Annotated in this window: 27 protein-coding genes; 15 read left to right on the top strand and 12 right to left on the bottom strand. The window is 53.6% G+C overall.

Translation table 11 applies throughout. The features are described 5' to 3' along the window. The first annotated feature begins 12 nt into the window (after nucleotides 1-12). Nucleotides 13-666 (top strand): TlpA family protein disulfide reductase, encoded by a 654-nt coding sequence (locus FF011L_RS00210; protein WP_145349401.1) that lies wholly within the window; start codon nucleotides 13-15, stop codon nucleotides 664-666. Nucleotides 667-760: 94 nt separating this feature from the next. Here FF011L_RS00210 and FF011L_RS00205 read toward each other — a convergent pair whose 3' ends face one another. The 3 genes from FF011L_RS00205 to asnB all read right to left on the bottom strand — a co-directional run bounded on the left by FF011L_RS00205 (nucleotide 761) and on the right by asnB (nucleotide 5,052). Next, nucleotides 761-1,669: a GGDEF domain-containing protein gene (locus FF011L_RS00205; protein ID WP_246109644.1), complete on the bottom strand. Its 909-nt coding sequence runs from the start codon at nucleotides 1,667-1,669 to the stop codon at nucleotides 761-763. Between the two features lie 46 nt (nucleotides 1,670-1,715). Then, complete coding sequence (glgC, locus tag FF011L_RS00200; RefSeq protein WP_261342554.1) at nucleotides 1,716-3,047, bottom strand: glucose-1-phosphate adenylyltransferase; 1,332 nt, start codon at nucleotides 3,045-3,047, stop codon at nucleotides 1,716-1,718. A gap of 76 nt (nucleotides 3,048-3,123) precedes the next feature. Beyond that, on the bottom strand, nucleotides 3,124-5,052 hold the full coding sequence (gene asnB, locus FF011L_RS00195; RefSeq protein WP_145349399.1) for an asparagine synthase (glutamine-hydrolyzing): 1,929 nt from the start codon (nucleotides 5,050-5,052) through the stop codon (nucleotides 3,124-3,126). A gap of 323 nt (nucleotides 5,053-5,375) precedes the next feature. Between asnB and FF011L_RS00190 the strand changes: the two genes are divergently transcribed. The 3 genes from FF011L_RS00190 to FF011L_RS00180 are packed head-to-tail and all read left to right on the top strand — an operon-like array spanning nucleotide 5,376 to nucleotide 7,544. Next, nucleotides 5,376-5,699, top strand: a complete 324-nt coding sequence (locus FF011L_RS00190) for a carboxymuconolactone decarboxylase family protein (protein WP_246109643.1) — start codon at nucleotides 5,376-5,378, stop codon at nucleotides 5,697-5,699. Continuing rightward, nucleotides 5,692-6,342: a molybdenum cofactor guanylyltransferase gene (locus FF011L_RS00185; RefSeq protein ID WP_218932908.1), complete on the top strand. Its 651-nt coding sequence runs from the start codon at nucleotides 5,692-5,694 to the stop codon at nucleotides 6,340-6,342. The genes FF011L_RS00190 and FF011L_RS00185 overlap by 8 nt, the downstream gene beginning before the upstream one ends. After that, nucleotides 6,339-7,544, top strand: a complete 1,206-nt coding sequence (locus tag FF011L_RS00180) for a molybdopterin molybdotransferase MoeA (protein WP_145349397.1) — start codon at nucleotides 6,339-6,341, stop codon at nucleotides 7,542-7,544. Before FF011L_RS00185 ends, FF011L_RS00180 begins: the two co-directional genes overlap by 4 nt. 78 nt (nucleotides 7,545-7,622) lie before the next feature. On the opposite strand, the gene FF011L_RS00175 is transcribed toward FF011L_RS00180, so the two are convergent. Genes FF011L_RS00175 through FF011L_RS00155 form a run of 5 tightly spaced genes read right to left on the bottom strand, consistent with a single transcriptional unit; the run spans nucleotide 7,623 to nucleotide 9,847 of the window. Further along, nucleotides 7,623-8,015, bottom strand: coding sequence for a hypothetical protein (locus FF011L_RS00175; protein ID WP_145349396.1), 393 nt, complete (start codon nucleotides 8,013-8,015; stop codon nucleotides 7,623-7,625). Then, a complete protein-coding gene (locus FF011L_RS00170; protein ID WP_145349395.1) occupies nucleotides 8,012-8,533 on the bottom strand; it encodes a hypothetical protein in 522 nt (173 codons plus the stop codon). The genes FF011L_RS00175 and FF011L_RS00170 overlap by 4 nt, the downstream gene beginning before the upstream one ends. 55 nt (nucleotides 8,534-8,588) lie before the next feature. Next, complete coding sequence (locus tag FF011L_RS00165) at nucleotides 8,589-8,999, bottom strand: hypothetical protein (protein WP_145349394.1); 411 nt, start codon at nucleotides 8,997-8,999, stop codon at nucleotides 8,589-8,591. Beyond that, on the bottom strand, nucleotides 8,999-9,511 hold the full coding sequence (locus FF011L_RS00160; RefSeq protein WP_145349393.1) for a GspH/FimT family pseudopilin: 513 nt from the start codon (nucleotides 9,509-9,511) through the stop codon (nucleotides 8,999-9,001). Before FF011L_RS00160 ends, FF011L_RS00165 begins: the two co-directional genes overlap by 1 nt. Nucleotides 9,512-9,517: 6 nt before the next feature. After that, nucleotides 9,518-9,847, bottom strand: a complete 330-nt coding sequence (locus FF011L_RS00155) for a prepilin-type N-terminal cleavage/methylation domain-containing protein (RefSeq protein WP_145349392.1) — start codon at nucleotides 9,845-9,847, stop codon at nucleotides 9,518-9,520. A 202-nt stretch (nucleotides 9,848-10,049) separates the two neighbouring features. Between FF011L_RS00155 and FF011L_RS00150 the strand changes: the two genes are divergently transcribed. From FF011L_RS00150 to FF011L_RS00105, 10 genes are all read left to right on the top strand, one after another. After that, entirely contained in the window at nucleotides 10,050-11,033 is a 984-nt protein-coding gene (locus FF011L_RS00150; protein ID WP_218932907.1) for a UbiA family prenyltransferase, read from the top strand. 790 nt (nucleotides 11,034-11,823) lie between these two features. Then, nucleotides 11,824-13,098 (top strand): ATP-dependent Clp protease ATP-binding subunit ClpX, encoded by a 1,275-nt coding sequence (gene clpX / locus FF011L_RS00145; RefSeq protein WP_145349390.1) that lies wholly within the window; start codon nucleotides 11,824-11,826, stop codon nucleotides 13,096-13,098. Between the two features lie 526 nt (nucleotides 13,099-13,624). Then, nucleotides 13,625-14,791: a hypothetical protein gene (locus FF011L_RS00140; protein WP_145349389.1), complete on the top strand. Its 1,167-nt coding sequence runs from the start codon at nucleotides 13,625-13,627 to the stop codon at nucleotides 14,789-14,791. 51 nt (nucleotides 14,792-14,842) lie between these two features. Continuing rightward, nucleotides 14,843-16,192, top strand: coding sequence for a CpaF family protein (locus tag FF011L_RS00135; RefSeq protein WP_145349388.1), 1,350 nt, complete (start codon nucleotides 14,843-14,845; stop codon nucleotides 16,190-16,192). Next, a complete protein-coding gene (locus tag FF011L_RS00130) occupies nucleotides 16,189-17,136 on the top strand; it encodes a type II secretion system F family protein (RefSeq protein WP_145349387.1) in 948 nt (315 codons plus the stop codon). The genes FF011L_RS00135 and FF011L_RS00130 overlap by 4 nt, the downstream gene beginning before the upstream one ends. Nucleotides 17,137-17,153: 17 nt before the next feature. Next, nucleotides 17,154-18,071, top strand: a complete 918-nt coding sequence (locus FF011L_RS00125; RefSeq protein WP_145349386.1) for a type II secretion system F family protein — start codon at nucleotides 17,154-17,156, stop codon at nucleotides 18,069-18,071. Further along, on the top strand, nucleotides 18,061-18,528 hold the full coding sequence (locus FF011L_RS00120) for a TadE/TadG family type IV pilus assembly protein (RefSeq protein ID WP_145349385.1): 468 nt from the start codon (nucleotides 18,061-18,063) through the stop codon (nucleotides 18,526-18,528). Before FF011L_RS00125 ends, FF011L_RS00120 begins: the two co-directional genes overlap by 11 nt. 71 nt (nucleotides 18,529-18,599) lie before the next feature. After that, nucleotides 18,600-19,121 (top strand): TadE/TadG family type IV pilus assembly protein, encoded by a 522-nt coding sequence (locus tag FF011L_RS00115; RefSeq protein ID WP_145349384.1) that lies wholly within the window; start codon nucleotides 18,600-18,602, stop codon nucleotides 19,119-19,121. Nucleotides 19,122-19,131: 10 nt separating this feature from the next. Next, complete coding sequence (locus FF011L_RS00110; RefSeq protein WP_218932906.1) at nucleotides 19,132-20,607, top strand: Tad domain-containing protein; 1,476 nt, start codon at nucleotides 19,132-19,134, stop codon at nucleotides 20,605-20,607. A 60-nt stretch (nucleotides 20,608-20,667) separates the two neighbouring features. After that, nucleotides 20,668-21,390 (top strand): ankyrin repeat domain-containing protein, encoded by a 723-nt coding sequence (locus tag FF011L_RS00105; RefSeq protein ID WP_145349382.1) that lies wholly within the window; start codon nucleotides 20,668-20,670, stop codon nucleotides 21,388-21,390. Between the two features lies 1 nt (nucleotide 21,391). On the opposite strand, the gene FF011L_RS00100 is transcribed toward FF011L_RS00105, so the two are convergent. Then, complete coding sequence (locus FF011L_RS00100) at nucleotides 21,392-22,576, bottom strand: hypothetical protein (protein WP_145349381.1); 1,185 nt, start codon at nucleotides 22,574-22,576, stop codon at nucleotides 21,392-21,394. Nucleotides 22,577-22,814: 238 nt separating this feature from the next. Between FF011L_RS00100 and FF011L_RS00095 the strand changes: the two genes are divergently transcribed. Beyond that, complete coding sequence (locus FF011L_RS00095) at nucleotides 22,815-23,078, top strand: hypothetical protein (RefSeq protein ID WP_145349380.1); 264 nt, start codon at nucleotides 22,815-22,817, stop codon at nucleotides 23,076-23,078. Between the two features lie 279 nt (nucleotides 23,079-23,357). On the opposite strand, the gene FF011L_RS00090 is transcribed toward FF011L_RS00095, so the two are convergent. From FF011L_RS00090 to FF011L_RS00080, 3 genes are all read right to left on the bottom strand, one after another. Beyond that, the gene (locus tag FF011L_RS00090; protein WP_246109642.1) at nucleotides 23,358-24,290 is read right to left on the bottom strand and encodes a DUF502 domain-containing protein; all 933 of its coding nucleotides are present in this window, start codon (nucleotides 24,288-24,290) and stop codon (nucleotides 23,358-23,360) included. Nucleotides 24,291-24,395: 105 nt separating this feature from the next. Next, nucleotides 24,396-25,028 (bottom strand): ComF family protein, encoded by a 633-nt coding sequence (locus FF011L_RS00085; RefSeq protein WP_218932905.1) that lies wholly within the window; start codon nucleotides 25,026-25,028, stop codon nucleotides 24,396-24,398. 433 nt (nucleotides 25,029-25,461) lie between these two features. Beyond that, complete coding sequence (locus FF011L_RS00080; RefSeq protein WP_145349377.1) at nucleotides 25,462-25,659, bottom strand: hypothetical protein; 198 nt, start codon at nucleotides 25,657-25,659, stop codon at nucleotides 25,462-25,464. Nucleotides 25,660-26,006 lie beyond the last annotated feature (347 nt).

Here is a 26,006-nt window from a genome sequence, read left to right as displayed (position 1 = left end):
CGGGAATTTTTCATGTCCAGTCCTGACTCCAATCATAAAGGCTTGCCTCCACCGCAGCAGCAAATCGCTGACCGCAGTCCGTGGATCTTTTGGTTAGTGTCCATTTTGACTGTGGGTGGACTGGTCTTTGTGATGCTAACGAACAGCCACAACCCAACAAAGCACCCAGCAGTGGGAAAGCCGGGGCCGGACATTTCCGTGATGCCGCTGATCGGTCAGGCAGCTTCGCTGGAAATATCCCCGACCGAAGGTTCGGCAGAGCCTGTGATCTTGCTCCATTTTTGGGGTACTTGGTGTCCGCCATGCCGGCAAGAATACGCTGAAATCGCTGAAATGGCTTCAGAGGTGACTTTGATGTCTGCCGATGATTTTCGTTTCGTTTCGGTTTCGTGTGAGCCCTCGGTAGGGAGCAACAGCTTTGAATCCCTCCGCACAGCGACCCTTGAATTTTACAGCCAGATCGGAATCGAAATCCCAACCTACTGCGACCCTTACGGACATACACGCGTCGCGGCAGCGAAGGTTTTAGGCCGTCACGGGATGTCGTTCCCCACCACAATTCTGATCGATGGCGACGGAAAGGTCACCGGAGTCTGGGAAGGGTACAGTCGGAATGGCGTGAACCAAATGCGTGAGGCAATCGAATCCGATTTGGCGATCAATTAGAACCGCAGAGTGAATGTCGCCTTTCGCCCCGCGAAAGAACGCTCCCGTAAAGCGACTTTCATGGAGCGAAAGGCGACAATAAAACGGAACAAACCTAAGAAATGACTTCGGGCGCTCCGACTAGAATGGTGTCACTACCATCGTGGAAGTAGACCCGATTTCGGCCCCGGCCCTTGGCTGCATACAACGCTTCGTCGGCTCGGCGAACCAACGGTCCACTGACCATATCGTCACGCAGTTCCGACAATCCGATGCTGATGGTGACCGCAACGGAAAGGTCTCCGGCATCGAGCGATTGAGCGGCCAAAATCTGGCGGGCCTTGTCGGCTCGATCCGCCGCTAATCGCAGCGGTGTCGGCATGATCGCAGCAAATTCTTCGCCGCCGAATCGTGCCACCAGGTAAGCACCCTCTAAGCGTTCTCCGATCAGGGTTGCCACTTGCCGAAGGACCTCGTCACCTGCTTGGTGGCCATACTGATCATTGATTTGCTTGAAATGATCAATGTCAACCAAAGCCAACACGAAGGAGCGACCATTTCCTTTTCGATAGGCCGAGAACATTTCTTCCAGTCGTTGATCGAAAGCCCGGCGGTTTGCCAAACCGGTTAGCCCGTCGGTACGCGCCTCGGAAAGGTAGCTTTCGATTTGCTGCGTCTGTTTGTCTAGCTGAGATTCGGCAGCGTCCAGGCGTTTCTTCAGATCCTTGTTGCTGCGCATGATTTGCTCCAACAACTGCATAACTTTGTTGGGGCCTTCCTGCGATTCCGCTTGAACCGCTTTGGAAATTACATCGAGCTGATCCTGATACCGCGAAACGTTGCCCGAATATTCATGGGTCCAGCTACCCAATTCCTGAAGCAAAGTTAAGACGCGAGTCCGGTCGGCCGCCTGATCGGCCCGAGCCCGTTTTGTCCCGATCCGAACCCCCGCGTACGCCCCTACAACAAGCAACAAAGCACCTATAACTAGGCCAAGTGCAAACAGGGTAAGCGGGCTAATCACAATAAAATCGCTCCGAATCGTACAAAGTCTGCGTCAATATTCAGGATTAGAATGAGCCAACCGGATCGGTATCGACACGCTCACCTCGCGCGATCACCACCACACCTCCGGGACTGATCGTAAATCCACGTTGACGATCCTGTTCGGAATCATAGCCGATTTGCATTCCTGCGGGGATGCATACTCCTTTATCGATAATCGCTCGCCGAATCTTCGCATGACGACCGACGTCGACACCTTCAAACAGGATGCTGTCTTCGACGGTAGCAAAGCTATTGATGCGAACTTCCGGACCAATGATGCTGCGTCGAACACTCCCACCACTGCAAATCGCTCCTTGGCAGACGATGGAATCGAGAGCCTCGCCGCGTCGTTGAGGCTCCCCACCTTCCGACTCGGTATTGTTGCTGCCAAACACAAACTTCGGGGGGGGCACATTCGGTTGGAAACCACGAATGGGCCACGCTTGGTCATACAAATTCAGTTGAGGGTCGACATGGATCAGGTCCATATTGGCTTCGAAGTAGGCATCTAACGTCCCCACGTCACGCCAGTAGGCTTCCCTTTTAATGTCTCCCGTTGCATCTCGATTTTCATCTTTGAAGGGGAATGCGAAAACGCGGTGAGTGCCGATGGCGGTCGGGATAATGTTGGCACCAAAATCATGGCGGCTTTCTTCATTCGTGGCGTCCCGGCAAAGCTGCTCAAACAAGTAACGCGCTTTAAAGACGTAGATTCCCATCGACGCCAGACAGACATTGGGGTCGTCGGGCAGCGGCTGAGGGTTTGCTGGTTTTTCTTGAAAACCGATGATTTGCTGCGATTCGTCGATCTGCATGACCCCAAACTCGCGCGCTTCATCGACCGTTGCTCGCAGTGCACCGACCGTAATATCAGCGTCTTGTTGCCGATGATATTCAACCATCGCCTTATAGTTCATCTTGTAGATGTGGTCTCCCGCCAAGATCACAACATGTTCCGGACGTTCACGCTCGATCGCGTAGATATTTTGATAGACCGCGTCGGCGGTCCCTTGATACCAGTTGTCCGCAATCCGCTGCTGGGGGGGAACGACATCGATAAACTCGTTCAGTTCGCGGCAGAAATAGTTCCGCCAAGCGACGTCCAAATGCCGGTCAAGACTTTGAGCTTTGTACTGAGTCAGCACCAGCATCCGTTTCATTCCGCTGTTCAGACAATTGCTGAGTGCGAAATCAATGATCCGGTACAGCCCCCCAAACGGAACAGCTGGCTTAGCTCGATCGCGGGTCAGCGGCTCTAAACGCGAGCCACGTCCGCCGGCCAAAATAACGGTTAGTGTATCCTGCATGTCCCTCTCCTTGGTTGCAACCGCGTAAATACGTCGAATCCTTAGCAATACATAAAACGTTCAGCATCCAATGTAATAACACATATCGCTCCCGGATGGCATCGCTCAGGTCAGAATCCTTACCCTACTGAACTGGCTGGCTTCCGCCAGTCCAGCGGCGGAGCCATTTTTCCAGCACCAGCAAATTCCACAAACGATAGGAGTGGTTTTGCTGACCGGAAACGTGTAGCTGGACCATCGATGCGATCGCTTCCGGCCGCATGTACTGATTTAGTTTGGCGTTCGGGTCCAACAGCAGGTCATGAACCATCGGTTTTAGCTCATTGCGGAACCAATCGGAAATAGGAACGCCGAATCCCATTTTGGGCCGAGTCCAAATCGAAGCTGGGATTTCTTTTTCGAAAGTCGAACGGAGCAGCAGCTTGCCCCGACGACCACGAAATTTCATCGCCACCGGAAGCCGGGCCGCCAGTTCGACGACACGGTAATCAAGCATCGGCTGACGGACCTCTAACCCGTGGGCCATCGAAGCGATGTCTACTTTTGTCATCAGATCGCACGGGAGGTAGGTCTGCAGATCGGCCATCGACGCCTGCGTCACCAGGTCACGCCCATCACTTCGCTTCCACGCGTCGTGCAAAAATTCAAAAGGATCTTCGCCGGGCAGCTGCGATACAAAGCCATCGGCATACATTTCCGCGCGCATCGATTCCGGAAAAATCTGCAGCCAGTTCAGATAGCGGCGAGGGGCAGGCTGGCCGAGCGCTTCTAAAAATCGCTTCCCGCGTCGAACAATGCTTCGCCGCCGGGAGGAATCGGGCAGTTTCTGAATCAACCCCAGACCGGGCAGTTTGTGAACCGGGAAAACCTGCTGCAGTTTTCGGCTGAGCCAGAGGGCCCGGTACCGTTCATACCCTCCAAACAATTCGTCGCCGCCATCCCCCGACAGAGCAACCGTTACTTCACCGCGAGTCAGCTCCGACAGGTACCAAGTTGGAATCGCACTGGAATCGCCAAACGGTTCATCATAGTGCCAGACCAATTTATCGATAATCGACACGCCGTCGGGCTGGACTTCGAAACGCGTGTGTTTGGTGTGGACATAATCGGCGACCTGCTGGGCATAGGCGGTTTCATCGAAGTCCTTGTTGGGAAATCCAATACTAAAGGTACGAATCGGATCGGTACGCTGTTTTTGTGCCAAGGCAACCATCAACGAAGAATCGATCCCACCTGACAGAAAAGCTCCTACAGGAACGTCGGCTTGCAACCGCAAGCGTACCGAATCGGTCAGCAATTCTCGCAGCTGTTCGATCGCTTCGGGTTCGGAGATCTTTTCTTCCTGATCAAACGCGATGTCCCAGTATCGTTTGACCGTCAGCTGCCCATCTTGATAGATAGCCCAATGACCAGGCGGCAATTTGAAAACGCCCTTCCAAATCGTGTTTGGATGCGGGATGTATTGATAGGTCAAGAATTCATCAATCGCCGCTGGATCGATCGTTTCAAGAACGCCCGGGATCGTCGCAAAAGATTTCAATTCACTGGCAAACAACAGACGACCATCTTGGATCGTGTAATAGAGCGGTTTTTGCCCCAGACGATCACGGCCCAAAACCAATCTTCTACGATTCGCGTCCCAGATCGCAATCGCAAACATGCCATTCAGATGCGAAAAGCAATCCAGCCCGACATCTTCGTAAAGATGCAGGATATTTTCCCCATCGCCATCGGTTCGGAATTGATGGCCAGCACCCTCCAATCTTCGCCGCAGGGTGGGGTAGTTGTAGATCTCGCCATTGAAGACCATCCACATCGATTGATCTTCGTTGCAGAGTGGTTGCCGAGCCCCTTCCAGATCGATAATGCTTAACCGACGAAACCCCAGCCCCACACCTGGAACGTCGCCCGCTGCGTCTCGGTGAAACGGGGCGTTATAGAACCCTTCGTCGTCGGGTCCGCGATGACGAATCGCATCCGCCATGCCCTGGATTTGAGCGGGCGTAATCGCCCCATCGGGCCGGTTCCAAATGGCTCCAGTGATTCCGCACATTTAAGTCACTCATGAAGCAGCGGTCATCAAAACCCTGATTGTCATGGTTGAACGGAGAAGGTGAAACCCCCTGATGAGAGATACGGCCTCCCTGCCAATTCGCAATGCCTGCAAGGATCCGAGTGCCGCTCTGTTACCAAACCGATTTGATCGTAGAAAGCCATTCCATGGGCCTCTTAAAACGACGTCAAATGCCAAGATCGGTTCTTTGCTAAACTGAAGCCATGGCACCGCTAGCGGCGACCTCGGTCGAATCATGATCGTGGACCGCTCGGCCCTGCCGCAGCTGAAAGCCCTGAAATGTCATCATCCGGACCTATTGAATGATTCCCAAACGCTATCAACAGATGCACCAAACGCATCCCGAATTCATGCAAGCCTACGAAGCGATGGGTCAGGCAGCACGGGAATCTGGTCCGCTATCGGATCGCGAGGTCGCACTGGTCAAACTGGCGATCTCACTAAGTTCCGGACAAGAGGGAGCCGCCCATTCTCACTGCCGCAAGGCATTGGAAGCCAGCTGCAGTGGCGATGACCTGCGACATGTGGCCCTGTTGACGGCTCCGACACTCGGTTTCCCAGCCATGATGCGGAACCGCGGCTGGGTGGAAGATGTGCTTGCTAAAGCCGAAACACGCGATGTCTAGTTCTGCGAATCCTCCCCCCGAGCCACTGCCGCCTCAAACCGCGTTGATCGGAACCGTCCTTGCAGGAGGCAAATCACTGCGGATGGGATCCGACAAGGCCAAGTTGTTGCTTCCCAGTGGCGACAGTTTTTTGCAACATGCGATCAAACGTCTGCTAACAGTCTGTTCGCAAGTTGTGGTAGCGGGCCGATCGTCAGATCAACACTCATCCGAATCGGCACCCGATTCAAAACGATGCGTACAATTCATTCCCGATCGGTTTCCGGACCTGGGCCCCGCAGGAGGAGTCGCGACCACCGTCCAATGGGCTTCGCAGGATCCTAATATCCGCGGGCTGTTGGTCATCCCGCTCGATATGCCTGGCATCGCTTCCGATCATCTGAGTGAGTTAATTGGAACCTTCTCACTTCATCCCGATCGCCCGATCGCGGCGACCTTTGACGGATCGTTTGCAGAACCGATGCTTGCCATCTATCCCTGTTGTTTTTCCGATTCGCTGCAACAACTAGCGACTTCCAAGTCTCGCAGTCTTTCCCGCTGGCTGGCAAATGCCAATCCAATTTTGGTTTCCCTACCGAAAACGGTACCGGCGAATCTGAACACCCCCGAACAATACCAACAATACCTCGACAGCCATTCATGAACGATCCTAATCATCCCACCAGTCCATGGACCCCAGCGGGGGCCGTGCGACAGCTGCGCGACAAAATTCAGCGGACTTCAAGCGAGCGAATCCGATTGGATCAAGCGACCGGGCGAATCCTGTCGACGTCGCTGACCGCCGACCGTGACAGCCCCGCCGCCGACGTTTCGGCGATGGATGGATACGCCCTCCGCATGCAAGACCTAGCCAACCCTGGAAGTTTAGACGTCTGCGGAGAAAGCCGCCCTGGGCACGCGCCTCCCTCCGGCTCGAGCCAGGGAATCGTCCGAATTTTTACAGGAGCGATCGTTCCAAGTGAGTTCGACTGCGTGATCCGTCGCGAAGAGACCAAAGAATCAGCGACTTCGATCACATTGCGGGATTCGGCTAGGCGGGCGAAGCATGGTGACAACATCCGACGACAAGCCGAAAACATTTCCAGCGGTGAAGTGGTTTTGGAGGCTGGGACTTTATTAAACGCCGCCGCGATCGCAGCCGCCGCAAATTTTGGAGCTTCCCAAATCGAAGTCCAAAAACAGGTCCGGGTCAGTGTGATTGTCACCGGTGACGAACTACAACCGGTGGGACAATCGGTAACGCCTTGGCAATTGCGTGATTCGAACGGACCAACCTTACAGGCGATGTTAATCCATCGACCCGATGTGCATCTGCATCCTGTCCAGCGCGTCATCGATTCGCTTCCCAACATCCAGACGAAACTAAACCAGGCTTTGGCTATATCCGACGTGGTTGTGTTTACCGGCGGGGTTTCAATGGGCGATTATGACCATGTACCGGCAGCCGTTCTGGCATGCGGCGGGGAACTTGTTTTTCACCGCGTCCCGTTGCGACCGGGGAAACCAATCTTGGCAGCCGTCACCAAGCAAGGTCAGTTAATTTTGGGACTACCCGGCAACCCGGTTAGTGCCGCGGTCGGAGCAAGAAGATTCCTCCTTCCTTTGTTAGCTTGTTTTCAAGGCGCCGTCGAACGCCATCCACCTGCGATCCCATTGGTAGACCCACCCTCAAAAACGCTTCCGCTGTGGTGGCTGCGTCTTGTCAAAATCGATTCACAAGGGAACGCAAACATTGTGCCCGGAAAGGGATCCGGAGACTTGGTAGCGTTAGCGGCCAGCGATGGCTTCATCGAACAACCTCCGGAAGCTTCGGGGCCTGGGCCTTGGACCTACTGGGAGTGGTAGCTGGCGGATCTTTGCCGCGATAACGAACACGTCCCCTCGTCGGTTTACCTCTGCCAGACCAACGCCCAAATCAGAAATCTACAGTTTGGAGGGATCAACGGTGCGGATGTAAGCCGGTTGTGTGGCTGCCGGAAAAAGCCAAACCGTCAGCAAAGTCTCCTTGCTAGAGACGCGAGTCACCGCGACTCTTGCGTCCTCGCTTAGCGACGGATAGTAGAGGTCCCCCGACAAAGTTGGATTCGCCTTCAACTGGGAAACCGCAGCATTGGCGATTCCCATCGCCACCTGTCGATCAGCCGCGATCGATTCAATACTCTGCGTCCGAAGTGACGAACGATGAAGAGACCGCAAAATGGCCATCGCCGACAAGGAAACCGCCGCGGCCGCCAACATGCAAATCAACAACGCGGCTCCGCGTCGTCGACGGATAACCGAGCACCCAACAATTGTCTTTTGGTGGAACCTGTTCATCGAAGCCTCAATGCATCAAGCGTTGCGACCGTACCGACACTGGGAATCGAAACTCCACTGACCGAGACCGCGGTCAGCTGAAAATCGACTGCAACGATTTGCGAATCGGACGCTCGCCGCAGCGGTTGGCATTCAATCTTTGCAATCGCGTCCGCAATCAGCGTCCGATTGGAGGGGGCGATCAACCACAGTTGATTGCGCAGAACCTGGATCGTCTGGAGCTCGCCTGCGGCGGTAAACTGCACCGATTCGGCGTTAACGTTCACAACCTGATCCGCATTCCGCAACGTGTTTTGGACCCAGCGACAAGCCGACCGAAGATCGGCATCTTGACCTCCTTCGGCTTCGACATCTTCCCAAGCATGCGCAGAGGCCCGCATCATGCCGGCAAGCGGAATCAACATGATTCCGACCAGCGAAATACACGCGATCACTTCTAGAAGGCTAAACGCCTGCCGCGGCGATGCACCATGAAAATGCGTGCGGACAAGCGGTAAAGGATAATGAGCAACCAACATAGAACGAGCACTTTTGAAGAGGCAAAAAGCAAACTCCGGCGTCAGATCGCGATGCCTAAAGGGGAGGGCGCATTAACTTGCTGACCAAGTGGACGCTTGGTTCGTCGGGATCAAGCGATCGATCCCCATCGACATCGTTCCAAGCAACGATTTGTAAATCGAGTAATTCCATCGCAGAGGAAGAGACTGTCCCATCTTGAATCGTCGTCAACTGGTAACGTCCTTGGGCGAGCCCTCGAGAAGCCAAGGACCCGGTAGAAACCGTCCCGCTGATTCGTCCATGAGCCTGCATGAACGGTGTGTCATCCGCTAGTTCATATTTGCGGAAATCGAGCAATCGTTCCGCTTCAAAAACCAGATGTTCACGGATCTCCAGACGATTGCTTAGGCGCTTCGTCTGGTCCAACATCGAAAGCGATGGGATCAGAAGCAAACTGGTGATCACGGTTGCCGCGATCACTTCCATCAGCGTTGCTGCACGATACCGCCGGCGGCAAGAACTTGCAGTTCGCGTCGAGAAGAATCGTCGATCAAGTCCCAGCGAAGGCTTGAATCGGCGTCGCCCGAGGGTAGAAATCGGATTCGAGTCGGCGTTCCGGTGACCTGAACGGTCGAAGCAAGCGGCCATAGAACTTGAGATCCCGAATCAAAGGCGTTGGGTTGAACGGTGATAAACAGATGCTGTACGCCCCCTTTACTCACCAATTCGACATCCACGGCGGAACGTTTCAGAATCGCATCCTGTCTAGCAAACCGGAGCAAGCTGGCCGCGTCCCCTGCAGCACCACGTGTTGCACTCGAAGCAAAAACCCCGGGGCGAACCAGTGCGGATGTTGCCACCATTGCGACCGAAAGAATGACCACCGCAAGAACCGTTTCTAGCAATGTCACTCCAGGGCGGTGAACGCGATCCGAATCCCTGTTGTTCCGCACAAGGGCTGGACAACAGGGAAGGTATAGGACAGGAGCAATATTCACTATGGATTATTTCTCGCTAAACGTTCCGGTTGAACGATCGTATTTGTAACGACTATTCAAGCGTGAATAACGAGCTTTATCCTCGGTCGTGGTGTAAGCCAAGTAACCCGTGGTACGCAGCGAGGTGATGCTGGCGGGGAAGCTGCCATATTCGATGAAATAGGTATTGGCCAAACTGTTCAGTGTTGCCAGTTCTTGGATAACCATTTTGTCATCGGCTTTCTGTCGCATCGGAGCAACGGTTGCCACAGTCGCCGCGGCAACAACAGCCAAGATGATCACGGCAGCAATGATTTCCAATAGAGAAAATCCTTTGCGTTTCAGACGACCAGCCATAGAAAAAACTCCAAGAAGAAATAGGATTGTGGTCACGGCCGCCCAGATTGCACGGCCTTCCAAAAAGACTAGGTCGCGATTAAGGAGGTCGCTTTAAACGAAAACAGAATTGGGTAGTTCTCTTCCCCCTCCACGGCACCCTTCGCTCCATTCGCTACAATCGCAAAATCCTGCACCCATCTTTGTTCCGAGGTACCTACACTTGTCCCGTCCGTCATCCCTCTATCGCTGGGCTCAGCTCGTCCGTTTCCCAAACACATTCACCATTCTTGCGGACGTTACCGCCGGGTATGTGTTGGTCGCCCACAGCGGGTCTCCGATCGGACGGTTGTTATGTGTTGTTGCCGCAGGGGTTCTTCTTTACTGGGCAGGGATGGTGCTAAATGATTGGTTTGACGTTGAAAAGGACCGTGTGGAACGCCCTCATCGTCCTCTTCCAGCTGGGCATCTATCCCTTGCTGTGGCAGGCCGCGCAGGTTGGTTCCTATTGGCTGCCGGGGTTGGCGCCGCAGGGTTAAGCGGTGCAATCCCCGCAACGGACTACGTATGGAACCTCCGACCAGCGATCGTGGGGCTTGTTTTGGCGGTCATGATCGTCGCTTACGACGGGCCTCTAAAACAAACGATCATCGCTCCAGTGGTGATGGGGCTGTGTCGGTTTCTTAGTTTTTTATTGGGGGCCGTTACCGCAATGCCTGCGGCACTGGAATTCGCGGGGATCGGGACGGGAAGCGAAAACGATTTTGCCGCACCCCACGTCTTGGCATTTGCTGCCGGAATGGGGTTGTATATCACGGGCGTGACCTGCATGGCACGTCACGAAGCCAAGGCCCAGCAGAAATCGGCGGTCCTTCCGATCGGATTGATCATTGCAATGCTGGGCGCGTTGGTGTTGGCATTCGCGCCTCGCTTAGCCGCCCCAGGGGAAATCTGGCATCTTTCGCCAAGCCGCTCATTTCCCATGCTGATCGGATTGATTGCCCTGGCCGTTTTTGTGCGGGGCATTCGAGCGATCTCGGACCCGAGTCCCGCGAAGATCCAAATCCTGATCAAAATATCGATCCTGACCTTAATCCCGTTCTGTGCCGCCATCGCGTTGTTAGGGGCGGGCCCGGCCTGGGGAGGCGGATTATTTGCGTTAGTGGTCCCAGCCATCCTGCTATCGGCTCGATTTCGCGTCACCTAAAACGTCCGGACGCCCATTCGTCAAGCACTAAACCGGTTTTTCTTTTCTTTTTTTAACAAGAACGCTGGACCCTCGGATGGGACACTGCATATCATTCGACTACAACGCAGCGAAGTCTGCCGAGTAGCACGAACCTACCAACAACTCCGGGCATGCCGATTACTTCTACAGTACCGAACATGACTGTCATGCTTGGTAATGGAGTTTTCATGGTGGCAAGTTGTTGGGATTCCACCGCCCAAGACGGGGAGCTAACTCGCTAATCGCTAGCAAATTAGCCAGAATCGAATCGGCGAGTTGACAACCGTAGCTTGAAATTCCGAAAGATAGACTTCGGTGAGGAACGTGTCTCATTCAACGTCTCTGGATGATTGCGGCAGACTTGTGGGCAACTGCAACAAACCAAGCGATTATCGATGGGCGTCGAATGAGAGGCAAAGGTTTCGATACGAATGTGGTCAGGATGACCGCAGGTGAAACCGCTCGTCGTTACAAACCCCAGAGGGGTGATGTGACGTCACCGCTTTATATATTGATTTTTTGATTGAACCCCACGATTGGCTCGAAATTCGAGGACACGGATGCCCCGAACCCGCTTTGCCCCTATAGACCGGTTGCTGATTGCAGACACCCTCTGCGTCAGCTCTCCCACCGATTCTGGGTCGACGGGAAGCATTCGAGCTGTGGACCTTCCCAGTCCGTTGTCGGACACGTATGACGACGCAACGTTTCGAGCTTGGCTCAGGGCCGCGCCGCCGTCGCGTTTGACAAACACAGCAAGGAGCCGTGCATGACTTCCAAAGAAACCCCTAGCGCCCGCCGTGGCAGTGGAACGACCAAGAAGAACGCATTTTGTTCGTTCTGCCGCAAAAGCTATCGAGATGTTGGACCGCTGGTCGAAGGGCCGGGAGACGTCTACATCTGTGGCGAGTGTATTGAATTGTGCCAGTCCATCCTGGACCAAGAACAACGCCGACGCGGACCCTCTAAGTCTCTGTTTGGAGATATCGCGGCTCCTCGCGAAATCGTAGAACACCTAAGTCAGTACGTCATCGGACAAGAAGACGCCAAGAAAGTTCTCGCTGTAGCGGTCCACAACCACTACAAACGACTGAACAATGAATGGGAAGGTAGCAACGACGTCGAAATCGAGAAGAGCAATATCCTGCTGGTCGGACCAACCGGTAGTGGGAAAACACTGCTCGCCCGCTCCTTGGCACGAATGCTAAACGTTCCTTTTGCGATCGGCGATGCAACAACCCTAACCGAAGCTGGATACGTCGGCGAAGACGTTGAAAACCTTCTGTTGAAACTGCTCCACGCTGCCGACTTTGATCTCGAAGCCGCACAACGTGGGATCCTATACATCGACGAAGTCGACAAGATTGGCAAGACCAGCAGCAACGTCTCCATCACTCGAGACGTTTCCGGAGAAGGGGTGCAGCAAAGCCTCTTGAAGATGTTGGAAGGGACGGTTGCCAATGTTCCGCCTCAAGGTGGACGAAAGCACCCCGAACAACAGTACATCCAGATGGATACCAGCAATATCCTATTCATCTGTGGTGGTACGTTCACCGGGATCGACGACATCATTCGTCGACGACTAGGCGATCGTAAGCTTGGATTCGGTGGTGGTTCCAGCCATCGCGACGATTCCGATGTCGGCACGTTGCTTGGTCAAGTTCGAAGTGATGACATCCTAGAATTTGGGCTGATTCCCGAACTTGTCGGACGTCTACCCGTTGTCAGCAACCTTCGTCCGCTCGACGCCGCAGGTTTGGTTCAGGTGATGAAGGAACCAAAGAATGCACTGACAAAACAGTACCAAGCATTGTTCCAAATGGAAAAATGTGACCTGAAGTTCACCGACGAAGCCTTGTATCAAGTCGCTCAGAAAGCGATCGATAAGGGTGTCGGGGCTCGTGGTCTTCGCGGGATCCTAGAAGAAGTCATGCTAGACATCATGTACGAACTGCCTGACCAACCCGAAGGAACCGTCTACACCATTGATGAAGATGTCATCAATGGAAAAGGAAAGCACTTTCCAATGAGCAAAAGTGCTTAGTTCTCCGGAACGCTAACACTTCGACTCAATCAACCGCACGAAGTTGTCGGACTTCGTGCGGTTTTTTTATGCGCCCATCCAATCCAATTTTCTCCACGCCGCCGAACGTCCTTCGACCTGCCTCCAGTGCACCCCTTTTTAAAATATGGGACGTCTGCAAACACCCAAAAACAGCCCCGAACGAATCACCGTCGGTAGCTGATCTACAGGCACTTGAATCGACGAGGATCCAGCTTGGCTGCCTCACTTACCGATCACCCACCGATCGGTTGGCGATGCGGTTTGCCGCAAGCACACATCCGCCTGAAGAGTCTTCTTGCCATTTTTCTCTAGCAAAAATGCCGTTTTTAGCTTTTTGCGTTCGCGTTGTTTTTTTGCCACAGCCTATTTTCGCAGGAAAAGTCGAAACCAAGCATTCGATTCCGTTCTAGCCTTCGAGGGGCAACCAACAGATATCCAGAATACCATTCTGTCACTGCGGTTCCTCTCATCAGTGCGAATCTATTCTCGAAATCGAATAAGTCCTATGTTTGGAATTGTCTATAGTGATGACGCTTCACTAGATGCCACTATTTTAGAAAGCGCAACCCTCTGCGGGATTGATTGCGAATCGGTTTCATCCGATCCTGATTGGATTGATAAGGCTCGTAAAGATTCCACGATTGACCTTATCTTCATTGGCATTCGGCAGGCAGGTGAAGCCAATCTCGGCTTGGTGCGGCGTCTCGCAAGTAGCACCGACGCACGCATCATTGTTGTCGGCCCCGTAGCCGAACCAGGCGTTGTCGTGGAGTGCATCCGAAGTGGAGCATACGACTACATCGACGTTCATGGATCGCTAGAAAACGAGATCCCGATACTGGTCAGCCGAATCAAATCAGGTAGTCATTCGACTGCCAACACAAGTGCAATCGCAGTTCTCACCACCGGCGATGTCAGTGATGGAGACTTGGTAGCGATCAATTTTGCTGCGGATTTTGCACAGGTTTCAGGGACCTGTAACTTGCTGGAATTAAGGTTTTGGGGATCCGCAATGGCTGCTCGTTTGCAGTTAGATCCTCAGTATTCGATGGATGATCTGTTAGCCCACCCAAGCATTGACGATCAAATGATCGCCGAAGCTTTAACGCCTCATCCGTCAGGAGTCAAACTGCTTTCTGGAAGCCGCGGCGCTCCCTTAGATGCGCCCGTTCTGGATACCGTCACTCGGCCGCTGCTCCAGCACTCGCGCGCCAAGAACGTTCCCACCGTAATCGCATTTGACGACTACACGACCCATCATCATATCGATTCGATTTTGCAATGCGATTCCATTGTGCTGTGCTCTCGACTGGATGTTGCAGCGCTTTGGCGTACGAAATATCGACTGGTACGGTTGCTGGATGCGAGCATTCCGATCGAACACATCCATGTGGTCACGGTCGATTTTGACAACGGGGTTCATCCCGATATCCGTGACATCCGCAAAGCGTTGCATGACGTCAAGGTCTATCCGGTTTCCTTTGATCCGGTCCCCCAGACGGTTAGTACGAACCTTGGCCAACCGGTGATCACCCGTTATCCGACCAGCGGAATGTCAACCCAACTGTTGAACGCACGGCGTTTGATCAGTGGCGAAGTCCCCCAGGAACCTACGGGTTTCCGCAATCGAATCCTTAAAAAGCTGGGCCTTGCCGTGGCGCACGCAAATTAAAGAAGAGTGCTGTTCCTTTTATACACCTCAAAATAGTCAGGAAAGTCTCCCGTGATCCGTAGTCTCGAAAAAGTCCCTCAAGACGCTCGTGCCAAACGGCTTTCAGAATTGAAAGTGCAGTTGCATAAGAAATTGATTAGTGGCATGGACATGCGGGTCCTAAACAATGTCTCCACCGAAGTCATGGTGACTCAGTTGCGCGCCGCAGCGGAACATCTCTGTGGGGGACACACCGACCTCTTAACCCAGGCCGAACGCACTCGGTTGATCGACGAACTGGTCGACGAGACGCTTGGATTCGGTCCGCTAGAACCATTGCTAAATGATCCGACGATCTCCGATATTTTGATCAACGGTCCGAACAGTGTTTTTGTCGAACGACGGGGCAAGGTCGAACCCTCCACGGCCTGTTTCCGGAGCCTGGATCACCTGATTGAAATTGTCCAACGGATCGTTGGTCGTGTCGGACGCCGAATCGATGAATCGAGCCCGATTGTCGACGCTCGGTTGCCGGACGGCAGTCGTCTGAACGCTGTGGTGAAACCATTGGCAATCGATGGGGCCCTTGTTTCGATTCGCCGTGCGGCCACCCGGCCCCTTACCGCGTCGGATCTAATCGCCCACGGTGCAATCAGTAAAGAGATGCTGACCTTCCTGGGAGCCGCGGTTCGCGGTGGAGCCAACATTCTCGTTTCAGGTGGGACCGGGGCAGGGAAGACGACGCTATTGAATGCCCTCTCTGCATTCATTTCGCCAGACGAACGAATTGTCACGATCGAAGATGCTGCTGAACTCCAATTGCAGCAGCCGCATGTTGCCAAAATGGAAACACGCCCACCAAATCTAGAGGGCAAAGGCGAAATCAACTGTCGTGACCTACTGAAAAACGCACTTCGAATGCGACCCGATCGAATCATTGTTGGCGAATGTCGCGGTGCAGAAGCTTTTGACATGCTGCAATCGATGAACACCGGTCACGACGGGGGGATGACAACTTTACACGCAAACGATTGTCGAGAAGCCCTCTCGCGACTGAGCATGTTGACCAACCTGGCCGCACCGGAACTACCGATGCAACTAATTGAACGGCAAATCGCCAGTTCCATCGACTTGGTTGTGCAAGTTGCCCGCCTGCCATCGGGAGCCCGTAAGGTGATTCAGATATCTGAAATCACTGGCATGATGAGCAATGCCATCAATATCCACGACATCTTTACGTGGAATCAGGAAGGGGTGGACAAAGAAGGAAAACCAATCGGCCACTTCAGCGCATGCGGGATCGTCCCGGATTGCCTTGAAAAACTGATGAACCAAGGATGGCAGCCCCCCAAAGACCTATTCACTGCCTCACCAAATTCAGACGCTCGAATCGATCGCATCTGGGGAGATAAAACCATATGATTCCGCTGCTGATATCTCTGCTGGTTTTTGTCAGCATCTCGGCTGTCGTTTTTGTGATGTCCCAATCGGTAACGGTTTGGGCGGGTGGCTATCCCGCCACGCTACGATCTCGTTTGCGTGATTTGACTTCGGGCAAAGCGACCAACAATACCACCACAGCTTCGATCTTCAAGCAAGAGAGCGAACGCTTATGGACCGGCGACAACCGAGCCATGACGACTCGTATGATCGAGCGGTTGTTGGAAGAATCCGGAGTCGAAACGTCGGTCCGTACGATTGTCATCCTAGCGATCGGCTGCGGAGTGATCAGTAGTGCACTCGGTTTTCTGTTTGCTGGAATCCTCGGCATCCTATTGTTTCCACTTGGGCTGCCGATTCCCCTGTTCTATCTGAAATTTCAACGAGGTCGACGGCGTCGCAAACTTTCGCGTCAGCTTCCGATGGTCCTACAATTTTTGGGTCGCGCCGTTCGCTCCGGACAGACGGTTCCTGCTGCAATGAATTCGGTTGCAAAGGCTTTCGAAGCTCCCATCGCTACGGAATTTGCCCTCTGCTGTGACCAACAGAGACTGGGGCTAAGCCGAGATTCAAGCCTTCGTGATTTGGGAGCACGTGGTGGGGTCATGGAACTGCAAATGTTCGTGGTCGCTCTGTTGGTCCAATCACGAAGCGGAGGCGATATTGTTTCCGTGTTCGACAATTTGTCAAAAACGTTGCAGCGACGTCAAAAGTTCGAACAACGGCTGCAGTCTTTGACCGCCGAAGGTCGGATGCAAGCCATCGTTTTGTTAGCGTTGCCGATCCTAACTTTTCTAGGGTTGTACTTTCTTTCACCTGATTACATCGAAACCTTGATCGAACGTCCGATGATCCTCGTTGCCGCTGCCGCAGCTCAAGGCCTGGGAACTTTGTGGATCAAGAGCATCGTGCGGATAGACGTCTAAGGACCACTGGAAATACCATGAATACCGCTCAATGGATCGTCATCGGACTTGCGTTCGTCAGCACCGCCAGCTTTTTCTATATTTTGCTTCGGCAGGTCGACCCATACGGTCGAGCATTGCACAAGCGAACTTTAGCGTTGGCCCATGCGACCACCGCCGAAGCGACCGACCGCAAAACGACCGGTTGGTGGCGGCGACTTGATGCGATCATGCCCCATCTTGGGAACAAGGCATCCGTTCAAAAACAGCTCTCCCGAGCTGGTTATTATGCGCCGGGTGCCGCCCGTCGATACCTTGTGATTCGAGTGATCTTCTTGCTTGCCGGGGCCTGCGGTTGTTTGCTGCTGTTCTTTAGCGAAGTGACACAGATCTTTGGCGTCACCCTATGCATTGCGGCAGCGATCATGGTCGTCGCAGCCTATTTGCCCGTTGGCTGGGTTACGAAAATGGGCCAACGTCGACATCGCATGTTGCGAAAATCGATTCCCGATCTGCTGGAACTGATGATCGTTTGCTTAGACGCTGGCATGACGTTGCCATTTACCATTAAACGCGTTTCGGAAGAAATGGAGATCGCCCATCCGGGGTTGGCTATCGAATTGGCCGTCGTCCAGCGGGACACTGCAATGGGTGCAACCTTAGAAGAAGCCCTGACTAATTTTGCAGCGAGGACCGATTTCGATGCTTTAAAAACACTCGCCATGTACACCGGCGAAGCTCAAAGATACGGCACGAATATCTCGGACGCGTTGCGAGATCATGCTGGCATGATGATCAACCAGCGTGAAGCGAACGCCGAAGAAATGGCGCAGCGCGCCAGCGTCAAAATACTGTTTCCTGTTCTGCTATTGATTCTTCCAGCGATCTTTATCGTCGTCGCGGGTCCAGCGTTCATCCAACTTGCGATCGCCTTTGGAGTCCCCGATGCAAAGTAATCACGGCACGCCTTATGGGCTTCATCGTCGACCAAGAAAGTCTCGAATCACGAATCGGCGTCATGCTTCAACCGCAATTGAAGCGGCGGTGATCACGCCCGTCCTGTTGCTGCTGGTAGCCGCTGCAATCGATTATTCGCGAATCTACCACGCGGAAATCATTGTCACTCAAGCTGCGGAACGCGGAGCCCTTTACGGTGCGTCCGAGAACTTTGTGGACGACACGAAAGCGGCCTGGGAGACATCGATCCGCGACATCGTGACTGAAGAACTAGAACAATTGAAGGTCCCAGCCGAGGACGCGCCGGAGATCACGATCACCGCCACTGCGGAGAACGATCTGTTCTTTTTGGTGACCGTCGATATCGAATACAAATTTAAGCCGCTGATCGTGTCGAAGTTTATTCCCGTGGAAACCGACATCCATCGCAGGCAAACCATTCGCCGGTACAGGTAATGTTCCTTAGGGCAAAGCTTGTAACCACACCGACGGAATCGGCCTAAACATTCCAAAACAAGGGGCAAACAATGAAATCTTCGCATCGAATCCAAGCCGAAAATAGACCTGCGATATGGTTCCGTAACGTGACCTCACTTCGCAGCCAACGTTGTGCAAATAACCGCCATGGGGTGGCCGCCGTCGAGGCCGCCATCGTATTACCAACCTTTCTGATCGCGATTTTCTTTAGTCTGGATCTTGGATTATTGGTGCTTCGCTCGAATGCGTTGTCAGCGACGGCTCGGAACGTTAGCCGAACCTTGTCGATTCAAAGTGGCAATTTCCCCGACGAAGCTCTTCTTTTGGAACCGATCGCCATGTCGGGTTCCATCGACCAACTGACTGGAATCAACGATCAAGCGCTTCAGCTGTTACCGACGATGAAAACCGCCGACGTTGATTTACAAGTTGACTGGCACGATGTCGGAGAACGAGCAAACGGGGCGGCAACGATTCGCCTTGAATACACACACCAATCGATCGTGGGTTCGCTGGCCCCATGGGACGAAACTCGATTGTCAGCAGTCTCTGAAGTTTTGGTCGTCAACTGAGGTACCTTCAATGTTTGCCACACCCATGCACTCAGTCCCAGCTTCTTATCGTCGGCAGCGGACTGCGAAACGACAGGGAAAGATCGTTATCACGATTGCGGTGATGATGTCAATGATTATCGCCGTTGCGACCATGGTCTATGACGGCAGTGCGATGCTTGGAAAGCACCGACGTCTGCAAAATTCTGCGGATGCTTTGGCGCTATCAACCGCCGCCGATCTGTTGCGATTCGATTCAGCGGACCAGGCTATTTCAAGAGGTTACACGTTTGCCGATACGCACGGAGACCTATCCGAAGCGACCGTAGAAATCACTTCACCACCGATCGCCGGACGTTATGCGGGCAATGACCAAGCCATTTCTGTCGACCTTATGATTGCTAACAAGTCGGTATTTGGTGGTTTTTTTGCCGGGCCGGCCAGTCAACCGGTCCATACAACGGCTACTGCTTTCATCGGCGGATCGGGGATCGAATCAACCCTGATCGCACTCGATCCACAACATCAACAGATCAATATCCTTGGCATTCCTGCTTTGATCGGAGGCTCCGCTTCACTTGCTGGTCTTGAAGTAGAAGGGCTGGGTGGACTGGACGTCTACGGAGCGGTCCATGTGAATAGCCAATACGGGACACTGGACGAAGACGGTCATCGATGTGGGCTGGGCCTTTTGCCCCCCCATGGGATTTCCGTCCTTCCCGGTCTGGGACTGGTCGGCCTGCGCGCTGAAGAAATACGCGTTGTTGGTGGCGTCGACCATCCCGGGAACTATGCGGCGCTCACTGGATCGCACTGTGTATTAAAAGCGAATCGACTTCCCAAACGGGACCCCTACCGCAGCCTACCGATCCCTAGCAATTCAGGTGGCTCGTATGGTGGAGTGACGGTGGTTGGGCTTCCTTTGATCGGACCGACCGTCACCCTGCATCCCGGCGTCTACGACTGGATTCAAGTCGTTTCCGGAAAAGTTAAATTCGAACCTGGTATCTATTTTCTAACCGGGCGGCATCCGATCACCAAACACTCGCTGGCATTGCTGACCGGAAGCGTCGTCGGCGAAGGGGTGATGTTCTACATCGGCGCTCCCGCAGGTGCCCCCGCCACCCCTGATTCCGGCGATTTACTGGATCTTCTGGAACCGGTGGTTGGCTCGGTCGATCTGTTGCCCAGCGTCCTTATCGCTCAAGCGGTCAGTCGGCTGGAATTGACCGGCATCAACGATCCGGGCAGCCCCTACAACAATCTATTGTTTTTCCAGGAAAGAGACGATCGTCGACCGTTGATCATCGAAGCTAACGATCTGTTAAAATCGTGCGTCCTTTCCGGTTCGATCTACGCTCAATCCGCCCACCTGTTGATGGCCGGGCGAGGCGAATACGATCTGACGGCGGTCACTGGCACGATGCGATTTGTGACCGTAGGGAAATTGACCCTCAACCCTGCGAACCGGCTTCCCCCTGCGGATGACATATTCCTAGTGGAATAATGTAAACTCGATTAGCATGGCTGATTCCCCAATCTGTCCGATTATCAAGCTAAATCCTGTATGTACAAAATGCACAAGTACCACCAATCGATGTCTCGCTACCTCCTTAAGCAAGGCGTTGCGGTTGCTTGTTGTCTAGCGTTGGTGGGATGTTCCGATACCCCCGACCAAACAGCGAAGGAGGTTCCGCAGGCCAGCCCCGTGCCCGATCCAGTTCCCAACCAAACCGTTGCTGAAGGGACTACCGAGCAGGCATCCACTCCCACTGTGGCGTCCCCCAAACAGCGGACGGTCAGCGACGAACAGTTTTTTCAAGCCGCAGGGGCGGGAGAAATTGCCACGATTGGACAGGCGATTCAACAAGGAATCAATGTCGATACTCCCGATCCCGATGGGCAAACCGCGTTGATGTTCGCTGGCTTTAATGGGCACACCAAAGTGATGCGTCTACTGCTGGAACATGGGGCAGACGTCAATCACACCAGCGTCCTTGATCGGACGGCATTGATGGTGACCGCCAGCGGCCCGAACTTAGAAGCCGTTGAACTACTGCTTAGCGAAGGAGCCAAAGTCAACATGCGGGACAGTCATGAAGGTTGGACGGCATTGATGATCGCCGCAACCGAGGGACAGACCGAAATCGTCAAACGCCTATTAGCCAGTGGTGCCGACAAAACGCTGGCAGAGAAAGATGGTGAAACCGCTCTTATCTTTGCCAAAAACCAAGGACACCAAGAGATCGTCCAACTGCTGCAGGACGATCAAAAGGCTGAAGAAAAGTAAGCTATCGCCAGATCGTCGACGCACCCGTAGTATTCGTCGATCCTGAAGTCGGAACCGGCCACTGAGGCGCGGGTGCCATCCCTTGTTCTGGCTGTGGCTGAGCAACCGTGTGCGGTTGTGGCCGGGATTGACGAGGACGAATCGTCGGCTGGTAGGGGGAATCTTCCGAAGCGGTCGAAGCTTTAGGCTGTGGAGCACCTGGTGAGCGAGGTTGAATTTGGTCTCGCTGAGAGTGATACCAGCTTCCAGCATCACGTGCCGCACGAACCGTTGCGGGAGCATCGCCCCTACCGGTGGCAGACGGGATTTCTGATGGAGCCAGCGAGCCGAGCGGAGTGCTTGCCGGTCCTAGCGGAGTGCTTGCCGACGCGACACGGACAATATCCGAATCCGCATTGGGTCGCGGAGCCTTCACATACTGGCGTGCGTCGCCGCTGCCATCAGCAACCCACTTCAACCAATATTGTTGAAGTTCGGCCAGTGATTCGTACTGATAGTGTTTCTGCACCGAATCGGTCCAGCTGCGTTGTTGGATGTAGTCCCCCAGGAACTGCATAAAGACGCGTGGGCCACCTTGTTCGACCAGGAACCGGCAAACCGAATATCCCTGAGCGTACATCGGGTGGATATCGGTCGGATATTCCCGCAGTAAAAACAGCTTGTTCATCGCGATCCCGCGTTGGGATCGCAAGAATTCCCGAAGATGGGATTCATGTTTGGATTTTTCGCTGTGGTGTTCAACGATCGTGCAAACGCCTTCATCCGCCCAGCGGGGCAGAGGCTGTTTGAAGTGCGTTGCCAGAATGGTATGCGTTATCTCATGCGGTAAAACGCTATCAAGAATACGCTCCGAGCTACCGACCACCTCCATCCGAAAATTTCGGACCGGTTGGATATCGTAGTGCGTCACTCCTTGAGCGGCTAACTGAGGTCCTTCGACGACACGAATGGGACAAGGATTTTCCCACGGTGCCAATTCATAACCAAGCCAATATTCAGCAAGTTGGCTCCGGTACTGTTCCGCCGCATCGCCTACGGCTTTCGCCAAAGCGGGCGAAGGTGCACTCACTACAAAATTTTGAGTGCGAACAGAAGAGGATTGCCCATAGGCAAATGGTGAACCATACCCCAGTCCACACAACAATATCGCGATGACGTACGTACGTCGTTGATTGGCAGCATCCATGCACCATCTCCGTCAGCAGACTGTATCGGATAGATTCTCTCGGTCGACGTTCCTTCGCCGAAGCGGGGAGTGTAGGGAAGTGACCATAATGTCCCTAGAGCGTTTTCACGCTTCTCCCGCAGATCTTCTTGCGCTAGCAAGCGCAGCATCCAACAAATTGCATGGTACGATGGTTTATCGGCACCAAATCCTTTTTTCATGATTTATTCTCAATAGAATCGGACCCCTCCCAAGGCCCATGATCGACCAAGAACTGCTAGCACTTATTCGTTGCCCCATCACCAATCAACCGCTCAAGCAAGCTTCCGATGATCTGGTAAGCCGCTGTAATCAAGGCGTTACCGCTGGCACCCTTCAGGACCGCGGTCAACGAGCCGTCACAGAACCGATCGAACAGTTACTCGTGACGGAAGACCAACAATGGGGATACCCGGTCCGCAGCGAAATCCCGACGTTAATTCCGGACTGGGCAATCGAATTGGCAGCCATGCCGGCCGAATAGAGTGTCCCAAAGAACGCCCCCTCAAAGCTTCTTTCGCAGGAAGGCTGTGAATTTATGTTGAGCGGCTTGGCAACGTGTCGCCTTTCGCTCGAGCGAGAATAGCTACGCAACTGCCGACGCTACCGTCGCCAGACAGTGGTTCTTGCCGGTCTGCCCACGCTCGGGCGAGCGTCGCTACGTGACTGCCTTGGAATCCGTCACTTATCGACTTCACGTCCCAGGGAAAGACGACAATCCAAGCCGATGGAAATGCAGCCCCTTGAAAGTGCTGCCGCACTATCAGTCGGTCGGTGGCAAATTCAGTTGCAAACGTCCCGACTGACCGATCTGCTGGTTCGACGGAACCACCACGCCACAGCTGACAACGAACTGGATTGCCTGATCGATTGTCAGGTCCAAATCAACCGCTTCACTCTTTCGCACGGTGATCGTGAACCCGGTCATCGGCATTGGCGAAGTCGGCATTAGGACGCTCAGGCAGGGTTCATTTGCGGCGGCCGTGATATCAGCCATTGAATTGCCGGTTACGAAACCAATCGACCACATTCCTTTTCGGGGGTATTCGACGGCAACCACACGATTGAATTCAATATCGCGATCGCTGAAGACGAAATCCGTCACCTGTTTGACCGATCCGTAAACGTTGCTAATCACCGGCAATCGGCTGACAAAGCTATCAAACAGATTCACCAGCCAACGACCCACCCCATGGGTAAACAGTCGCCCAAGGAAGTACAGCACGATCAAGAACACGATCAAGAAGATCGGTACGACCATGTAGCGGGGCAAATAACGGAGTTCGACATACCGATGCCAGTAGGCATTGGCGGTTGCCGGAGCTGGCTGATAGGGGCCCATCCGCTCCAAATTTTCGTTCACATACTGGAAAATGTCGCTGCGCAGATACCGTTTCCCGGTTGGATCGGGAATATAAGTCACTCCATCGGCGATATACCCTTTGGAAAACCCGCCCGGCTCAAGCGGCTCGGCATCCTTTGGCGGGGTTGTGATCGAATCGCTTAGTGACAACACAAGCGTATAACGAATCCCCGCTTCCACCGGACGAAGAATGTAACTCTCAATCGCGTTCCATGCCCAGATGAACAGAACGAGCGTCAACAATGGCGGCATCACCACTCCCAGACCGCGGAGGACCGCACGTCGGAAAGGACTGGCACCTGGTTTGGGCTCAGGTGGCAAAGCGCTGTGCACTGGTGTCATCGGGTTAGGTAATCAATCAGGGGAGAGGGTATCGAATTCAAATTCTAAGAGCAAAATGCTGAGAGTTAATAGCTAGGTGTTGAGTGCCAAAAGCTATCAACCGGTCGCTCGAGCGATAACCGCCACAGTTACTGCGTCTGCCCCCGCTCTACGAAGAGCAGTTGCCGCCGCGTTAACGGTTGCACCGGTTGTCAGGACATCGTCCACCAACAACACGTGCCGATTTCGCAAAGCTGCATTATCCCTCCTGAAAACATAGCCCGTATTTAACGCAAAGGAACCATCTACATTTTTACGCCGATCGGTTACCGACAGGGTCCCTTGTTTACGGGTAGATCGGGTTCGTCGCAAGAAAGATCGTGACGGCAATTCTAGCTGTTCTGCAAAGACTTCCGCCATGACCTGAGCTGGAGTCCCCCGGCGGCGGAGACGCCGCAGCCAATAGGACGGGATGGGAACCACGAGGTCACACCGGCAATCGAGCAATGCCTGTCGGTCGGCCTTCACCGCCATCACCGCTAGTGCTTGCATAACGACCCGACGATTCGCCTGCTTGGCCAGAATGACCGCCTCGCGAAGGCCCCCTCGATAGGTCCCAAGGGCAAAACTGTGGTGATAAGCCAATTTATCGTCCCGGCAGTGAACGCAGCCGGCACGTGCTTCCTCAGCGGGATCGGCGTCTGGGGCATCGTCGCGACTGCCCGTTTGGCCCCCGGCCGGGAGCGGCATCGCACAGCGATCGCAGGATCGAACAGGACGACTTGCTAGCAAATAGCGATGGCAAACCGTACAAAATCGTTCGCTATTCTGCTCGTCGATTTCGGAGATTTCTCCTCCGCAAAGAACACAGGCGTGGGGAAGACAAGTCGCCAAAACAAGTTGCAGCGAATCCTCAACCCAGCCCATAACCAAGTACGCCGATCATTTAGACGACAAGTGTCACAAGACGTTCAACGTTTTTGATTGCGAAGAAGCAATAACAGCCCCTGAGAAACGGCGGTTCCGAATTCGACGGGCTCGCCGTTTTTAACGTAGAGAAAACCAACGTCCATCACGAGGGTTTTGATACCTTCGCTTCCTCCGCCCCGGAGAAAATCGCAGCAGAGGACATTAAGATCTGAAAAATCCCAACGGATTCCTGCAGCGATTTCAGCAAAACGGATTAACGACGCAGACTTTTCTTAAGCGACCGCTTCGTAATAAAGTGGGCCTGACGTTCTTCCAAAACCGCCAGTTGCGTATCAAACCAATCACTTAATTGTGCAACAGACGACGTTGGTAACGTCTGGCTTAATTCAGCCCAATGCTCACCATTTGGTCGGGGAGCCGAGGGGGTACGATTATCAGATGAAGTTGTCATCGGTGATTCTCCGCAGGCAATCCATTGCGGGTGTTAATTTTAAAAGCAGAACGATGCTCTCTTCTTAGAGACCTTTCCAGCAAATTCGTTCGTCGCAATCGCCGCACCAAACCCCGGGATTACCACTTCCTACATCACTTAACCCAAGGTTATCAAAGGAGTTAAAAAAACTAATAAAAACAAAAGGATTTTAAAATGTTTCCTGAAAAGGACTACAGTGTGGCACTACTGCCACACTGTACCGTCAAAATGACAACCATTTTTGAAATCCAACGCTCATTGCTTAATTATACCCCATTAAACCGCACACTGCGACGCAGAGGGCTCCCTTAAGCATAATCAACGGA

Origin of the sequence: Roseimaritima multifibrata (assembly GCF_007741495.1) — a bacterium.
GTDB classification, from domain to species: domain Bacteria; phylum Planctomycetota; class Planctomycetia; order Pirellulales; family Pirellulaceae; genus Roseimaritima; species Roseimaritima multifibrata.
Note: the sequence above shows the minus strand (reverse complement) of the source record. Positions and strands in the feature narration are given on the sequence as shown.

Coding starts and splice junctions, on each gene's coding strand:
- FF011L_RS00210 (WP_145349401.1), top strand. CDS start 13: ATGTCCAGTCCTGACTCCAATCATAAAGGCTTGCCTCCACCGCAGCAG.
- asnB (WP_145349399.1), bottom strand. CDS start 5,052: ATGTGCGGAATCACTGGAGCCATTTGGAACCGGCCCGATGGGGCGATT.
- FF011L_RS00190 (WP_246109643.1), top strand. CDS start 5,376: ATGATTCCCAAACGCTATCAACAGATGCACCAAACGCATCCCGAATTC.
- FF011L_RS00185 (WP_218932908.1), top strand. CDS start 5,692: ATGTCTAGTTCTGCGAATCCTCCCCCCGAGCCACTGCCGCCTCAAACC.
- FF011L_RS00180 (WP_145349397.1), top strand. CDS start 6,339: ATGAACGATCCTAATCATCCCACCAGTCCATGGACCCCAGCGGGGGCC.
- FF011L_RS00175 (WP_145349396.1), bottom strand. CDS start 8,015: ATGAACAGGTTCCACCAAAAGACAATTGTTGGGTGCTCGGTTATCCGT.
- FF011L_RS00170 (WP_145349395.1), bottom strand. CDS start 8,533: ATGTTGGTTGCTCATTATCCTTTACCGCTTGTCCGCACGCATTTTCAT.
- FF011L_RS00165 (WP_145349394.1), bottom strand. CDS start 8,999: ATGGAAGTGATCGCGGCAACCGTGATCACCAGTTTGCTTCTGATCCCA.
- FF011L_RS00155 (WP_145349392.1), bottom strand. CDS start 9,847: ATGGCTGGTCGTCTGAAACGCAAAGGATTTTCTCTATTGGAAATCATT.
- clpX (WP_145349390.1), top strand. CDS start 11,824: ATGACTTCCAAAGAAACCCCTAGCGCCCGCCGTGGCAGTGGAACGACC.
- FF011L_RS00140 (WP_145349389.1), top strand. CDS start 13,625: ATGTTTGGAATTGTCTATAGTGATGACGCTTCACTAGATGCCACTATT.
- FF011L_RS00130 (WP_145349387.1), top strand. CDS start 16,189: ATGATTCCGCTGCTGATATCTCTGCTGGTTTTTGTCAGCATCTCGGCT.
- FF011L_RS00125 (WP_145349386.1), top strand. CDS start 17,154: ATGAATACCGCTCAATGGATCGTCATCGGACTTGCGTTCGTCAGCACC.
- FF011L_RS00120 (WP_145349385.1), top strand. CDS start 18,061: ATGCAAAGTAATCACGGCACGCCTTATGGGCTTCATCGTCGACCAAGA.
- FF011L_RS00115 (WP_145349384.1), top strand. CDS start 18,600: ATGAAATCTTCGCATCGAATCCAAGCCGAAAATAGACCTGCGATATGG.
- FF011L_RS00110 (WP_218932906.1), top strand. CDS start 19,132: ATGTTTGCCACACCCATGCACTCAGTCCCAGCTTCTTATCGTCGGCAG.
- FF011L_RS00105 (WP_145349382.1), top strand. CDS start 20,668: ATGTACAAAATGCACAAGTACCACCAATCGATGTCTCGCTACCTCCTT.
- FF011L_RS00100 (WP_145349381.1), bottom strand. CDS start 22,576: ATGGATGCTGCCAATCAACGACGTACGTACGTCATCGCGATATTGTTG.
- FF011L_RS00095 (WP_145349380.1), top strand. CDS start 22,815: ATGATCGACCAAGAACTGCTAGCACTTATTCGTTGCCCCATCACCAAT.
- FF011L_RS00085 (WP_218932905.1), bottom strand. CDS start 25,028: ATGCCGCTCCCGGCCGGGGGCCAAACGGGCAGTCGCGACGATGCCCCA.
- FF011L_RS00080 (WP_145349377.1), bottom strand. CDS start 25,659: ATGACAACTTCATCTGATAATCGTACCCCCTCGGCTCCCCGACCAAAT.